The following is a 13,784-nucleotide window of genomic DNA, read 5'->3' on the forward strand; positions in this document are numbered from 1 at the left end:
GCCTCCAGTAGACGACTGGGTTGATAGGCCAGGCATGGAAGCATCGTGAGGTGTGGAGTGGACTGGTACTAATAGGCCGAGTGGCTTGACACACATATTCTGGCGAATGTGTCTGCTGTTGTGTGGTGTTCGCGTCCCTGTGCGGTTCCCAGGAAACAAACGGGAACCCGTTGTTGATAACTGGATTTTAGGCTTGCCGGCCCGCTCGTCGGGTTGGTGTTGGTTGTTCGGTGGTTTTGGCGAAGGGGAAACACCCGGTCCCATTCCGAACCCGGTAGTTAAGCTCTTCAGCGCCGATGGTACTGCATGGGAGACTGTGTGGGAGAGTAGGACGCCGCCGGACATTCTCTTCTGGAAGGCCCCCGCCGTGACGGCGGGGGCCTTCCGCATTTCCGGAGCAGATTCAGATCTCGTTGCGGAGGATGCTGTAGACGACGGCGTCGCGCCACTCGCCGTCGCGGAACGCGTAGCTTCGCAAGACGCCCTCGCGCGTGAACCCGGCCTTCTCCAAGGAGCGTTGCTCGGCCACGTTGGAGACCTCCGTGTCGGCCTCGACGCGCATCGCCTGGGTGTGGGCGAACAGATAACGGGCCAGCAGGCGTTGGGCCTGCGCGCCGTAGCCGTGGCCGCGTGCGTCCGGCAGCAGGATGATGCCGATGTTCCAGCAGTACGAGCCAGTGCCGGTCACGATCTTGCGCCAGGCCATGAAGCCGAGGCGTTCGGCGCCGCGCACCACCATGAGACGGCCGCCGTCGTCCCCCAGCAGTCCGTTGTCCGCCCATTGGCGCCGCAGCCGGCCGGGATCGCTCCAGCCGAACCACTGAAACGGGCTGGTGAATTCGGGGTCCAATGCGAATCGGTCGAGCAGCGGCAGATCCATTTCGAAGACCGGACGCAACGCGACTTGATCAACTGTCATGATCAGCAACGGTAGGGCGTCTCCGGTCAGACCGCCAGGAAACAGGTCAAGACTTAAACATCCTGGCAACTCGTACGAGGGGCACCGCGGCGTCAGGCTGACGCTCAACGAGATCTTCAGGCGGTGTGATCCCGCAGAACCAGGTCGAGGGTCGAAGCCCACTGCCGCAGCAGGCGGGAGCGGCGGGCGGAGTCGTCGGTGAGGAGGTCGGCCAGGCCGAGGCCGCGGACCAGGTCGAGCGTGGCCTGAACGGCCTCGCGCACGCCGGGGACGGACTCGTCCGCGCCGAGGGCCTCCACGGTGAGGCGGTGCGCCGCCCGTCCCACACGCGCCTCCAGCGGAACGACCTGGGCGCGCAACTGTTCGTCCGAGCTGGCGGCGACCCACAGTTGCAGGGCCGCGCGGAACAGCGGGCTGGTGTACATCTCCGCGAGCATCGTGAGGACGTCCAGGGTCGGCAGGCGCCGCCCCGCCAAGGCGTTGAGATGCTCGCGCACCCGCTGCAGGCGCACCTCGGTGCCGTACTCGACGGCGGCCGTCACCAGTTCCTCGCGGGTGCGGAAGTGGTGCTGCGCGGCGCCCCGGGACACCCCGGCGCGTTCGGCGACCACGGCGACGGTCGTGCGGCCCCAGCCGAGGGATGACAGGCAGTCGACGGCGGCCTCCAGCAGCCGCTGCCGGGTGGCGCGGCTGCGGTCCTGCCGCGGCTCGCGCACCGCCTGCGCGTTCGACACCCTCGGTTCCATGGCGTTCCAGTCAACCAGACCGTCCGGGCCAAAAACAATCAAGCACGATTGATTTCTTCGCGGCGGAGTGGCAGGGTTCACCCATGACCGAACCGCGGCGATCGCCCGCCGTCGAGTCGTGACGGCGTCCCGGCCCGGGCGTGCTCATGACGCCGTGCTGCCGCGGGCGTCCCGCCGCGAGCTGGGGCGCGGGCGGCCGCCCACCCCACGGCGGCTTCCGTCGTGTCTCACGGAGGCAGGGCGGGAGGAGCGGGGCCATGCTGCACGCGAGGCTGGGCGTCGATGGGATGTCACCTTGGCCTGGGGGCGTGCCGGGGCGGCTCGGGTCGGTCGCCGGCCGCCTCCCGTCGCCGAGCCGCGGTGGGCATCGCGGCGCTGGGCGGGTTGGAATCTACGACGTAAAGGTGGCCGGCTTGCTGATCTCGTGGAGGGGTGAGCGGTGATGGGCACTCGGAGCATGACGGCCGGCCGCGGCACCGCCCGGCCGTTGCGCAGTTCGCTCGACGTGGGCAGTCCCGTCTACCGGGAACGGCGCGCGGCGATGCTCGCGAAGCTGGCCGAGCTGGAGGCCGAGCATGCCAAGGCGCTGGCCGGGGGCGGGGAGAAGTACGTGGCCCGGCATCGTAAACGCGGCAAGCTGCTGGCGCGCGAGCGGATCGAGTTGCTGCTCGACCCGGACTCGCCGTTCCTGGAGCTGAGTCCGCTGGCCGCGTGGGGCACCGACTTTCCCGTCGGCGCGAGTGTGGTCACCGGTATCGGGGTCGTCGAGGGCGTCGAATGCATGATCGTCGCCAATGATCCGACGGTCCGGGGCGGGTCCAGCAATCCGTGGACGGTGCGCAAGAGCTTCCGCGCGTCCGACATCGCGCTGGAGAACCGGCTGCCGGTGATCAACCTGGTGGAGTCGGGCGGCGCCGATCTGCCCTCGCAGAAGGAGATCTTCATTCCGGGCGGGCGGATGTTCCGCGACCTGACCCGGCTGTCGGCGGCGGGGATCCCCACGATCGCGCTGGTGTTCGGCAACTCCACGGCGGGCGGGGCGTACATCCCGGGGATGTGCGACCACGTGGTCATGGTCCGGGAGCGGGCGAAGGTGTTCCTGGGCGGGCCGCCGCTGGTGAAGATGGCCACCGGTGAGGAGGCCGACGACGAGGAGCTGGGCGGCGCCGAGATGCACGCGCGGATGTCCGGGCTGGCCGACTACATGGCCGTGGACGAGCCGGACGCGTTGCGCCTGGGCCGGCAGATCGTGGCGCGGCTCAACCACCGCAGGCTGGGGCCGGCGCCGGGGCCGGTCCGCGAGCCGCTGTACGACGCCGAGGAGCTGGCGGGCATCGTCCCCGAGGATCTGCGGACGCCGTTCGACCCGCGCGAGGTGATCGCGCGGATCGTGGACGGCTCGGAGTTCGACGAGTTCAAGCCGCTCTACGGGGCCAGCCTGGTGACGGGCTGGGCGCGCCTGCACGGGTATCCGGTGGGGATCCTGGCCAACGCGCAGGGCGTGCTGTTCAGCCAGGAGGCGCAGAAGGCCGCGCAGTTCATCCAGCTGGCCAACCAGACGGACACGCCGCTGCTGTTCCTGCACAACACCACCGGCTACATGGTCGGCAAGGAGTACGAGCAGGCGGGCATCATCAAGCACGGCGCGCTGATGATCAACGCGGTGGCCAACAGCCGGGTGCCGCACGTCTCGATCGTCATGGGCGCCTCGTACGGGGCGGGGAACTACGGCATGTGCGGCCGGGCGTACGATCCGCGCTTCCTGTTCACGTGGCCGAGCGCGAAGTCGGCGGTGATGGGGCCGCAGCAGCTGGCCGGGGTGCTGTCGATCGTGGCGCGGCAGGCCGCCGAGGCGCGCGGGCAGGTCTACGACGAGGCGCAGGACCGGGCCATGCGGGAGATGGTCGAGTCGCAGATCGAGGCCGAGTCGCTGCCGTTCTTCCTGTCCGGGCGGCTCTACGACGACGGGGTGATCGACCCGCGCGACACCCGCACCGTTCTCGGCATCTGCCTGTCGGTGATCCACAACGCGCCCGTGGCCGGGGCCGAGGGCTTCGGCGTCTTCCGGATGTGAGGCCATGATCGAGTCTGTGCTGGCGGCCAATCGCGGCGAGATCGCCCGCCGTGTGTTCCGTACCTGCCGCGATCTGGGGATCGGCACGGTGGCGGTGTTCTCCGACGCCGATCACGGTGCCCCGCACGTGGCCGAGGCGGACGCGGCGGTGCGGCTGCCGGGCGTGACGCCCGCCGACACCTACCTGCGCGGCGACCTGATCGTGGCGGCGGCGCGGGCGGCGGGGGCGGACGCGGTGCATCCCGGCTACGGGTTCCTGTCGGAGAACGCCGAGTTCGCCCGTGCGGTGGTGGCGGCGGGGCTGACGTGGATCGGCCCGCCGCCCGAGGCGATCGCGGCGATGGGGTCGAAGATCGAGGCCAAGAAGCTGATGGCCGCGGCGGGCGTGCCGGTGCTGCCGGAGCTGGACCCGGACGCGGTGACGGCCGGCGACCTGCCGATCCTGGTGAAGGCGTCGGCGGGCGGCGGTGGACGCGGCATGCGGGTCGTGCGGGCGCTGGGCGACCTCGCCGACGCCGTCGCGGCGGCCCGGCGGGAGGCGCAGTCGGCGTTCGGCGACCCGGCGGTGTTCTGCGAGCCGCTGCTGGAGCGGGCCCGGCACATCGAGGTGCAGGTGCTGGCCGACCGGCACGGCACGGTGTGGGCGCTGGGCGAGCGGGAGTGCTCGATCCAGCGCCGCCACCAGAAGATCGTGGAGGAGGCGCCGTCGCCGGCAGTCACGCCGGAGCTGCGCGCGCGGCTGTGCGCGGCGGCGGTCGACGCGGCCCGCGCGATCGGCTACGTCGGCGCGGGCACGGTGGAGTTCCTGCTGGCCGGGGACGGGCGGTTCTTCTTCCTGGAGATGAACACGCGGCTGCAGGTGGAGCATCCGGTCACCGAGTGCCTGTACGGGGTGGACCTGGTGCGGCTGCAGATCGAGGTGGCCGAGGGCCGGGTGCTGCCCGCCGAGCCTCCGGCGCCCCGTGCCGGGCACGCGATCGAGGTGCGCCTGTACGCGGAGGATCCCGCCGCGGGGTGGCGGCCGGGCAGCGGGGTCCTGCACACGTTCGACGTTCCGGGGGTGGACGCCGCGTTCGGCGATCCGGGGCGTGGCGGCGCGTACGGGCTGCGGCTGGACGCGGGGGTGCGGGACGGCAGCGAGGTCGGCGTCCACTACGACCCGATGCTCGCCAAGGTCATCGCGTGGGAGGCGACCCGGGGCGGTGCGGCGCGCAGGCTCCGCGCCGCTCTCACGGGGGCGCGCCTGCACGGCGTCACCACCAACCGTGATCTGCTGGCCCGGGTGCTGGCCGAGCCGGCGTTCCTGGCCGGGGACACCGACACCGGGTATCTCGACCGGGTGGGCCTGGACGTGCTGGCCGCGCCGCTGGCCGGCGAGCGCGCCGTGCGGCTGTCGGCGCTGGCGGCGGCGCTGGCCGACGCCGAGCTGAACCGGGCCGCCGCGCCGGTGCAGCGGGGCCTGCCGTCCGGGTGGCGCAACCTGCCTTCGCAGCCGCAGCGCAAGACGTTCGAAGGGCCGGACGGCGCGGTGCTGGAGGTCGCCTACCGGCTGGGACGCGGCGGCCTGTTCGCCGAGGGGCACGATGACGTGGGCCTGGCCGGCGCCGTCGTCACCGGCGAGGCGAGGGGCGAGGTGGCGGTGACGCTGGACGTGGCCGGGGTGCGGCGGGTGTTCCGCGTGCGGGCCGTCGGCGACCGGCTGTTCGTCGACTCGCCGCTGGGGCCGGTGGCGCTGCGGGCGCTGCCGCGCTTCGCCGATCCGGGGGACCTGGTGGCGCCCGGGTCGCTGCTGGCGCCGATGCCCGGCACGGTCGTGCGGGTTGACGCCGAGCCCGGCGCCGCCGTGGCCGAGGGGCGGACGCTGGTCGTGCTGGAGGCGATGAAGATGGAGCACGCCATCGCCGCCCCGGCCGCCGGGATCGTGGCCGAGGTGAACGTGACCGCCGGGCAGCAGGTGGAGGCGGGTGCCGTCCTCGCCGTGATCGCCGAGCCGTCGCCGTCCGATGAGCCGTCGCCGCCCGGCGAGCCGTCGCCGCCCGGCGAGCCGTCGCCGTCCGGTGAGCCGTCATCGTCCGAAGGGAATCCCGAGTGAGTTTCGTGGAGAGTGAGGAGCGGCGGGCCCTGCGCGAGGCCGTGGCCGCCCTGGGTGCTGAGTACGGGCCCGCGTACTACGTCGAGAAGGCGCGCAGCGGGGAGAAGACCAGCGAGCTGTGGGCCGAGGCGGGGCGGCTGGGGTACCTGGGCGTCAACGTGCCCGAGGAGTACGGCGGCGGGGGCGGCGGCATCGGCGACCTGGCGGCGGTGTGCGAGGAGCTGGCCGCGGCGGGCTGCCCGCTGCTGCTCATGGTGGTGTCCCCGGCGATCTGCGCGACGATCATCGCGCGGTCCGGCACGGCCGAGCAGAAGAAGCAGTGGCTGCCGCGGTTCGCCGACGGGTCGGTGACGATGGCGTTCGCGATCACCGAGCCGGACGCGGGGTCCAACTCCCACCGCATCACCACCACCGCGCGCCGCGACGGCGACGGGTGGGTGCTCACCGGGCAGAAGACGTTCATCTCCGGGGTGGACGAGGCCGACGCGGTGATGGTCGTCGGCCGTACCGAGGACCAGAAGGGCACGCTGCGGCCGTCGCTGTTCATCGTGCCGACCGACGCGCCCGGGTTCACCCGGACACCGATCGAGATGGAGATCGTCTCCCCGGAGAAGCAGTTCGTCCTGCACCTGGACGAGGTGCGGCTGCCGTACGAGGCGCTGGTCGGCGACGAGGACGGCGGGCTGCTGCAGTTGTTCGCCGGGCTCAACCCCGAGCGGATCATGGCGGCTGCGATGGGCGCGGGCATCGGCCGGCTGGCGCTCGGGAAGGCCGTCGCCTACGCCAAGGACCGGCAGGTGTTCCGCGCGCCCATCGGGACGCACCAGGGCATCGCGCATCCGCTCGCCCAGGCCAAGATCGAGCTGGAGCTGGCGCGGCTGATGGGGCAGAAGGCGGCCTGGCTGTACGACGAGGGCGACGACGCGGGCGCGGGCGAGGCCGCCAACATGGCCAAGTACGCCGCCGCCGAGGCCGCGGTGCGCTGCGTGGACCAGGCGATCCAGACCCACGGCGGCAACGGGCTGACCACCGAGTACGGCGTCGGCATGCTCGCCGGGGTGGTGCGGCTGATGCGGATCGCGCCGGTCAGCCGCGAGATGATCCTCAACTTCGTGGCCCAGCACTCCCTGGGCCTGCCCAAGTCGTACTAGCAGGTCGTACGTGGACCGGCCCGCTAGGACGCCCCAGCCAGGCGGGCGACCTGCTCGTCCAGGTCCACAGGCGCCGACAGCCGGTTGTCGATCTCGGTGTGAGGGACGGGCGGCGGCTCGTCCGGCCGCATCCGCGCGACGAACGCGTCGAACGCGGCGAGCTTGCCGCGGTCGCGTTCCAGGCCGCGGGCGGTCAGGCGGTGCCGCAGCGTGGCGGCGTCGGTGCGGATCCACACCAGCCGCACCGGCGCCCCGCCGAGCGCGTCCACCCACCCGGCCCACCGCTCGGGGCAGCGGATCTGGCCGGTGAACGGGCCGTTCAGCAGCACCGGGCAGCCGTGGGAGCGGATCTCACGGGCGGTGGCGGTCATCCCGTCGTACTCGTGCCGTTTGACGTGCTCGTCGTACCAGGGGCCCTCGCGTTCGCCCGGGTCGCGTCCGTGCGCCGCCAGGGTGGCGGCGACGAACGGCCCGTACATGGTGTCCTTGTCGAGCAGCGCGGGCACCGGACGCAGGCGTGCCAGCAGCAGCGCCGCCACGGTCGACTTGCCGCCGCCGGGAGCCCCCGCCACGACCCAGACCGTTCCGTGCCGCTCCTGCTCGCTCATGTGGTGGGGATCCGGGTGCGGCGGCGGGCGAGGCGGCCGATGCGCTCCTCGTCGATCTGGTGGCCGAGGCCCGGCTGGGTGAGGGGGACGCCGACCATGCCGCCGGACGAGCGCACCGGCGGCGACACGAACGCCGGGCCGCCCGCCGGGTCGGTGACGTCGCTGGGCAGCGTGCAGCCGGGCAGGGCGGCCAGCGCCACGGCGGCGGCCTGGCCGATGCCGAACGCGCCCGTCCCGGTGCACCACACGTCCCATCCGGCCGCGTAGGCCAGGTCGTGGGCGCTGCGCGCCGCGGTGAGGCCGCCGAGTTCGCAGACGCGCAGGTTGAGCACGCGGCCCGCCTCCATGGACAGGGCGGCCTCCAGGGTGTCGGGGTCGCCGACCTCGGGGGCGACGGCGGTGGCGATCTGGCGTTGCAGGCGGGCGTGCGCGCTCAGGTCGTCGGCGGGGAAGGGGCGTTCGACGGCGAGCAGCCCGTAGGCGTCCAGGGCCTCCAGCACCCGCAGGTGCTCGGGCGACTCGGTGTAGGCGTGGCCGGCGTCGGCGACCATCGCCAGCGCCGGGTAGGCGTGCCGGATGGCGCGCACGGGTTCGATGTCCCAGCCGGGGCGTACCTGGACCGTGACACGGGTGTGCCCGGCGCCGACCGCCTGGTTGACGCGGGTCACCACCGTCTCGAGCATCGGTTCGGGGGTGATGCGCACGCCGGTGACGATGGAGGTGCGGGTGCCGCCGAGGGCGTGCGCGAGCGGCAGGCCCCGCTCCCGGCACCACAGGTCCCAGCAGGCCATGTCGACGGCCGCGGCGGCGCGGTGGGAGCCGAGGTCGGCGACGGCGGACACGTCCTCGGGGCGGTCCCATTCCAGGCCGAGGACCGCCGGGCCCATCCGTTCCTCGATGTCGGCCCAGACGGGGTCGGGGCCGCGGGACCCGTCCGGGACGGCGACCTCGCCCCAGCCGACCGTGCCGCCGCTGTCGGTGAGCCGCACGAGGATGCTTTCGGGTCGCCGTCCGCGCGGCATGGCCACGCGGAAGACGTCACACCCATGGACCTGGGGCACCCGTGTCGTCCTTCCCGGAGGAGAAACTCTCACCCTCCATGATCCCCCCTTCGGGGACCTGTGCCGACACCCAGATGAGCCCGGACGGCGGGAGGCGTCAGGGGCAGGTGGCGTCCAGCGACACCGGCTTGGTCTGCCGGGTGGGCTGCTTGGACGAGGTGGCGCCCGGGGTCCGGCCGGCCTGGGGCGAGGTCGAACGCGACGCGGACGCCGACGGCGACGCCGACGCCGACGGCGACGCCGAGGGGGAGGCGCTCTCGGGCGAGGTGGCCACGGCCTGGGCCGCCAGGCGGCGGATCAGCGCGAAGTCGGGGTTGCCGGTGTAGATCAGCGGCGGCACGAACTGCAGGCTGGTGACCTGGCCGCCGTCGTTGAACCGGTTGGACAGGGTGATGAACGCCGGCAGCAGCTCCTGCGGGATGTCGGTGGCGATCGCGCGCTTGGTGGCGGCGGCCAGCCGGTCGAAGCTGGTCAGCACGGTCCGCGGGTCGGCCTGCCGGGCGATGGCGCGCAGCAGGCACTTCTGCCGTCCCATCCGGGTGTAGTCGTCGCTGTTGGTGCGGGACCGGCCGTACCACAGCGCCTCCTTGCCGGACAGCGTGCGGTCGCCGGGCTGCAGCACGCCGCCCTCCAGGCCGTAGGAGATCGGCTGGGTGATCTTGATCTTGACGCCGCCGATGGCGTCGATGATGTCGGCGAAGCCGAACATGTCGACCAGCACGTAGTAGTCGACGGGGATGCCGAGGATGCCGCTGATGGTGGCCTTGAGCAGCTCGGGGCCGCGCTCGTTCTTGCGGGCGCCGGGGACGACGTCGGGGTGGTCCTCGGCGTACTGGTAGACCTCGTTGAGCAGGCCCGGGGTGGCGGGGCCGTCGCCGGTGAAGCCGTAGGGGAAGCGGTCGCGGGCCGGGCCCTGCGGCATCGGCACCCGCTCCAGGTTGCGCGGCAGGCTGAGCAGGACGGTGTCGCCGGTCTTGGTGTCGATGCTGGCCACCGTCATGCTGTCGGTGCGCACGCCCTCGCGGTTGGCGGCCGCGTCGCCGCCCAGCAGCAGCACGTTGACGCGGCGCTGCCCGTTCCACGGGTCCTTGATGTTGATGGGGCGGCCGTGGCTGTCGCCGGTGCGGAAGATGCTGGTCAGCGCGTCCCGGTAGAGGTAGGTGCTGTATCCGGCCCAGGCGGTCGGCAGCGCGACCGCGAAGCACAGCAGGATGACCCCCGCCACGCCCGCGCTGCGCGCGCCCAGCGACATCGTCTCGGGCCGCACGATCTGGTACGAGCGGATCACCACGGTGATCCACAGCAGGCCCAGCGTGAGGATTCCGGCGGCCAGGCCCGTCAGCCAGTCCGGGCGCACGGCCAGCTGCAGCAGGTCGGAGCGGAAGAACAGCCCGGCGACCGTGCCGGCGGAGGCCAGCGCCAGGAACAGGGCCAGCAGCAGCGCCCCCGCCCAGCGGCGGCCCACCCGCAGGTGCGCCACGCCCCACACCAGAGTGGACGCCAGGGTCAGCCCGAGCGCGCGCAGGAGCCCGCGGGTTCTGGGGGCGGTGCCCTCTGCGTCCTCTTCCTCCTCAGAGGCGGGACGCGCCGCCGACCGACTCGCCATGTACGCTCCGATCCCCACGCACGCTGAAAACAGGCTCCCGCCTACATTATGGACGCGCGAAACCGTCTCAGGGTTGCGGAGCCGTGGGCCGTAGCCCTCCGCGACATGTTAGGCGCAGCTTTTACCGAGCATATGCAAGCCGGCGGCGTTGGCGCTTCCGTTCTGGGACGCCGCGACCGCCCTGGCGGTCATCCGCCGGATGGCGCGGTAGTCGGGGTCGCCGGTGCGGATCAGCGGCGGCACGAACTGCAGCCCGGCGACCTCGGCGCCGCGCACCCGCCCGGCCAGCCGCACCAGCTCGGGCAGCATGCCGCGCGGCAGGTCGGTGCTGACCGAGCGGGTGACGGTCCGCGACAGCCGCTGGAAGCCGCGCAGCACCGGCAGCGGGCGGGCCTGCCGGGCGATCGCCCACATCAGGCACTTCTGCCGGGCCATCCGGTCGTAGTCGTCGGAGCCGGTGCGCGACCGCCCGTACCAGAGGGCCTCGCGTCCGCTCAGCCGCTGGCAGCCGCGTTTCAGCCGTCCCCGGGGGATCTGCTCGCGCGGCACGGGCACGGGCCGGCCGACGCACACCCGCACGCCGCCCATCGCGTCGACGAGCTCCCGGAAGCTGCGCATGTCGACCATGGCGTAGTAGGGCACCGGACGGCCCAGGATGTGACCGGCGGTCCGCTTCAGCAGCTCGGCGCCGGGATCGCGGACGCGGCGGCCGTCGCCGCCCGCCAGGACGCCCGGACGGGCGTTGCCGAGCGCGTACACGGCGTTGAGCAGCTCCTCCGGGGGGAAGGGGACGTGCCCGCGGCCCGACCACACCGGCACGCGCTGCAGGTTGCGCGGCAGGCCCAGCAGCAGCGTGCGGCCGGTGCGGGTGTCGATGCTGGCGACGGTCATGCTGTCGGTGCGCAGCCCCGGACGGGTGACGTCGGCGTCGGCGCCGATCAGCAGCACGTCCAGGCGGGGCGGCAACGCCGGCGGCTCCTCGGCGGCGGGCGGCGCCGTGGGGGGCGGCGGGGCGGCGCCGGGGCTGGTGGACGGCAGCGCGGCCGGGGCGGGGGCGCGTCCGGGGAAGACGCGGTCGAGCAGGTCGCGTTGCAGCGTGCCGTAGTGCGCCACGGTCAGCGGCGGAAGAGCGGCCAGCGCGCAGATCACCGCGACGGCGGCGCCGCCGACGAACCGCAGCGACCACGCCAGCCCGCCGGGGCGCAGCACGACGTAGGAGTGGACGATCAGCAGCGTCCACAGCCCGGCCAGCGCCACGCAGCCGAGGACCAGCCCGGCCAGGCGATCCGGGCGGACGGCCGCGTCCACGAGCGCCGACCACAACCGGCCGGCGGCCAGCACCAGGCCGCTCAGCGCCAGCGTGTAGGACAGCAGCAGCGCCGTGCCCGTACGGACCCGTCCCGCGCGCAGGTGCGCCATGCCGGGAAGCACCGCCGACACCGCCGTGACCAGCAGCGTCTCCCCGAGCCCGCGCCACGGCGCGTCGCCGTCCATGTCGCCTCTCCCTCCGAACCGTCTCGGGGGGACAGGGTCGAACGGCCGTCACCGTCCATGCCATCGCGGACGCGGCCGGTTGTGGTTTTCGGACCCGCCGTCTACCAGCTCGTGGCCAGCGGCATTCCCTCGGCGTAGCCGGAGGCGCTCTGCACGCCGACGACCGCGCGCTCGTGGAACTCCTCCAGCGTGCGGGCGCCCGCGTAGGTGCAGGCGCTGCGCAGCCCGGCCACGATCGAGTCGAGCAGGTCCTCCACGCCGGGACGCTGGGGGTCCAGGTACATGCGGGAGGTGGAGATGCCCTCCTCGAACAGGGCCTTGCGGGCCCGGTCGAAGGGGGAGTCCTCGGAGGTGCGCAGCCGCACCGCGCGCGCCGAGGCCATGCCGAAGCTCTCCTTGTAGAGCCGTCCGTCGGCGGCGCGCTGCAGGTCGCCCGGCGACTCGTAGGTCCCGGCGAACCAGGAGCCGATCATCACGTTGGCGGCGCCGGCGGCCAGGGCCAGCGCCACGTCGCGCGGGTGCCGGACGCCGCCGTCGGCCCACACGTGCCGGCCCAGGCGGCGCGCCTCGGCGGCGCACTCCAGCACCGCGGAGAACTGCGGGCGGCCCACCCCGGTCATCATCCGCGTGGTGCACATCGCGCCCGGCCCGACGCCGACCTTGACGATGTCGGCGCCCGCCTCCACCAGGTCGCGCACGCCCTCGGCGGTGACCACGTTGCCCGCCACGACCGGCACGGACGGGTCCAGCCCGCGCACCGCCCGCAGGGCGCTGATCATCTTGTCCTGGTGGCCGTGCGCGGTGTCCACGACCAGCAGGTCCGCGCCCGCCTCCAGCAGCGCCTTGGCCTTGCCCGCCACGTCCCCGTTCACGCCGACGGCCGCGGCGACGCGCAGCCGCCCGGCGGCGTCCACGGCGGGCGTGTACAGGGTGGCGCGCAGCGCGCCGGTGCGGGTGAGGACGCCGGCCAGGCGGCCGTGCTCGTCGACGACCGGGGCGAGCCGGTGCCCGCGCCCGTGCAGCCGGTCGAACGCCTCGTGCGGGTCGACGCCGTCGGGCAGCGTCACCAGGTCGCGGGACATGATGTCGCGAAGCTGGGCGAAGCGGTCCACGCCCTGGCAGTCGGCCTCGGTGACCACCCCGACGGGACGGTCGTCCTCGACGACGATCACGGCGCCGTGGGCGCGCTTGTGCAGCAGCGCCAGCGCCTCGCCCGCGGTCGAGTGCGGGTCCAGGCGGATCGCGGTGTCGTACACCAGATGGCGGCGCTTGACCCACCCGATCACCTCGGAGACCACCTCGACGGGGATGTCCTGGGGGATCACCGCGACGCCGCCGCGGCGGGCGATCGTCTCGGCCATCCGCCGGCCGGACACGGCCGTCATGTTGGCGACCACGATCGGCACGGTGGTCCCGCTGGCGTCGGCGGTGGACAGGTCCACCTCCAGCCGTGACCCGACCGGGGAACGCCGGGGGACCATGAAAACGTCGTTATACGTGAGGTCGTGAGCGAGGTGCTCACCGTTCAGCAGGCGCACGGCTCTACTACACACCAATCGCGGTCAAACTGGCTGGATCACCGTACATTGTGATCCATACCCCCGGGTGCTTCCGCCAAGCCGGGCATCTCCGGCGCCGCCCGCGCATCCCGCGGGGTCGGTGTGCGTACTACCTGAGGGTGACGGCGAGGTGGCTTCGAGGCCCCTGCCAGCGCATTCTCGCGTGGCCGGTGTGTTGGGGCGGGCAAGAGTCGATATGTGGGCAACGTGAGGTTTCGCTCTCTGTAAAGTTACCTCTTGACGATCCTGTCGGCTCGTTGCAGTTTTCTTACATGTGCCTCACGCGGACGGCTGCTTCCCGTAGGAGGCGTCACAGCAGAACACCGGGAGAAGCGCATGCATGTCACGCTGGCGACCCCGGTGTGCCGCGTCCGCCCGCGCGGGGGTCCGTCCCGTCCGGCAGGTGATCGTCGCAATGTCGTCCGGTGCCGCGCCGTCGCCCAGCGTCACCGTCCGCGCACGATGATCCGACCG

The 13,784-nt window shown here is 72.9% G+C and carries 10 protein-coding genes and 2 rRNA genes; 5 read left to right on the forward strand and 7 right to left on the reverse strand.

Annotated features, from left to right (window positions below; translation table 11 throughout):
• Nucleotides 1-93 (forward strand): 23S ribosomal RNA (locus ABZ801_RS13565); the annotation flags it as partial.
• A 133-nt stretch (nucleotides 94-226) separates the two neighbouring features.
• Nucleotides 227-343, forward strand: a 5S ribosomal RNA gene (gene rrf, locus ABZ801_RS13570).
• Between the two features lie 60 nt (nucleotides 344-403).
• Here the strand turns inward: rrf and ABZ801_RS13575 are convergent.
• Entirely contained in the window at nucleotides 404-919 is a 516-nt protein-coding gene (locus ABZ801_RS13575; RefSeq protein ID WP_344954255.1) for a GNAT family protein, read from the reverse strand.
• A 116-nt stretch (nucleotides 920-1,035) separates the two neighbouring features.
• Entirely contained in the window at nucleotides 1,036-1,653 is a 618-nt protein-coding gene (locus tag ABZ801_RS13580) for a TetR/AcrR family transcriptional regulator (protein WP_344954253.1), read from the reverse strand.
• A 553-nt stretch (nucleotides 1,654-2,206) separates the two neighbouring features.
• Between ABZ801_RS13580 and ABZ801_RS13585 the strand changes: the two genes are divergently transcribed.
• From ABZ801_RS13585 to ABZ801_RS13595, 3 genes are read left to right on the forward strand one after another with little or no spacing between them, the layout of a single operon-like run.
• Nucleotides 2,207-3,739, forward strand: coding sequence for a carboxyl transferase domain-containing protein (locus tag ABZ801_RS13585; protein ID WP_360698164.1), 1,533 nt, complete (start codon nucleotides 2,207-2,209; stop codon nucleotides 3,737-3,739).
• Between the two features lie 4 nt (nucleotides 3,740-3,743).
• Nucleotides 3,744-5,831, forward strand: coding sequence for a biotin carboxylase N-terminal domain-containing protein (locus tag ABZ801_RS13590; protein WP_360697157.1), 2,088 nt, complete (start codon nucleotides 3,744-3,746; stop codon nucleotides 5,829-5,831).
• A complete protein-coding gene (locus tag ABZ801_RS13595; protein ID WP_360697160.1) occupies nucleotides 5,828-6,982 on the forward strand; it encodes an acyl-CoA dehydrogenase in 1,155 nt (384 codons plus the stop codon). Before ABZ801_RS13590 ends, ABZ801_RS13595 begins: the two co-directional genes overlap by 4 nt.
• A gap of 23 nt (nucleotides 6,983-7,005) precedes the next feature.
• Here the strand turns inward: ABZ801_RS13595 and ABZ801_RS13600 are convergent, their stop codons facing one another.
• The 5 genes from ABZ801_RS13600 to ABZ801_RS13620 all read right to left on the reverse strand — a co-directional run bounded on the left by ABZ801_RS13600 (nucleotide 7,006) and on the right by ABZ801_RS13620 (nucleotide 13,289).
• Nucleotides 7,006-7,590, reverse strand: coding sequence for an AAA family ATPase (locus ABZ801_RS13600; RefSeq protein WP_360697163.1), 585 nt, complete (start codon nucleotides 7,588-7,590; stop codon nucleotides 7,006-7,008).
• Complete coding sequence (locus ABZ801_RS13605; protein WP_360697166.1) at nucleotides 7,587-8,651, reverse strand: enolase C-terminal domain-like protein; 1,065 nt, start codon at nucleotides 8,649-8,651, stop codon at nucleotides 7,587-7,589. The genes ABZ801_RS13600 and ABZ801_RS13605 overlap by 4 nt, the downstream gene beginning before the upstream one ends.
• A 97-nt stretch (nucleotides 8,652-8,748) precedes the next feature.
• Nucleotides 8,749-10,257: an LCP family protein gene (locus ABZ801_RS13610; RefSeq protein ID WP_360697169.1), complete on the reverse strand. Its 1,509-nt coding sequence runs from the start codon at nucleotides 10,255-10,257 to the stop codon at nucleotides 8,749-8,751.
• 108 nt (nucleotides 10,258-10,365) lie between these two features.
• Complete coding sequence (locus ABZ801_RS13615) at nucleotides 10,366-11,751, reverse strand: LCP family protein (protein WP_360697172.1); 1,386 nt, start codon at nucleotides 11,749-11,751, stop codon at nucleotides 10,366-10,368.
• 101 nt (nucleotides 11,752-11,852) lie between these two features.
• Entirely contained in the window at nucleotides 11,853-13,289 is a 1,437-nt protein-coding gene (locus ABZ801_RS13620) for a GuaB1 family IMP dehydrogenase-related protein (RefSeq protein WP_360697175.1), read from the reverse strand.
• Nucleotides 13,290-13,784 lie beyond the last annotated feature (495 nt).

This window comes from Actinomadura sp. NPDC047616 (assembly GCF_040642915.1).
GTDB lineage: Bacteria > Actinomycetota > Actinomycetes > Streptosporangiales > Streptosporangiaceae > Spirillospora > Spirillospora miaoliensis.

Excerpts from the sequence above, each read along its gene's own strand:
- ABZ801_RS13575 (WP_344954255.1), bottom strand. The coding sequence starts at position 919 with ATGACAGTTGATCAAGTCGCGTTGCGTCCGGTCTTCGAAATGGATCTG.
- ABZ801_RS13585 (WP_360698164.1), top strand. The coding sequence starts at position 2,207 with ATGCTCGCGAAGCTGGCCGAGCTGGAGGCCGAGCATGCCAAGGCGCTG.
- ABZ801_RS13590 (WP_360697157.1), top strand. The coding sequence starts at position 3,744 with ATGATCGAGTCTGTGCTGGCGGCCAATCGCGGCGAGATCGCCCGCCGT.
- ABZ801_RS13600 (WP_360697163.1), bottom strand. The coding sequence starts at position 7,590 with ATGAGCGAGCAGGAGCGGCACGGAACGGTCTGGGTCGTGGCGGGGGCT.
- ABZ801_RS13610 (WP_360697169.1), bottom strand. The coding sequence starts at position 10,257 with ATGGCGAGTCGGTCGGCGGCGCGTCCCGCCTCTGAGGAGGAAGAGGAC.
- ABZ801_RS13615 (WP_360697172.1), bottom strand. The coding sequence starts at position 11,751 with ATGGACGGCGACGCGCCGTGGCGCGGGCTCGGGGAGACGCTGCTGGTC.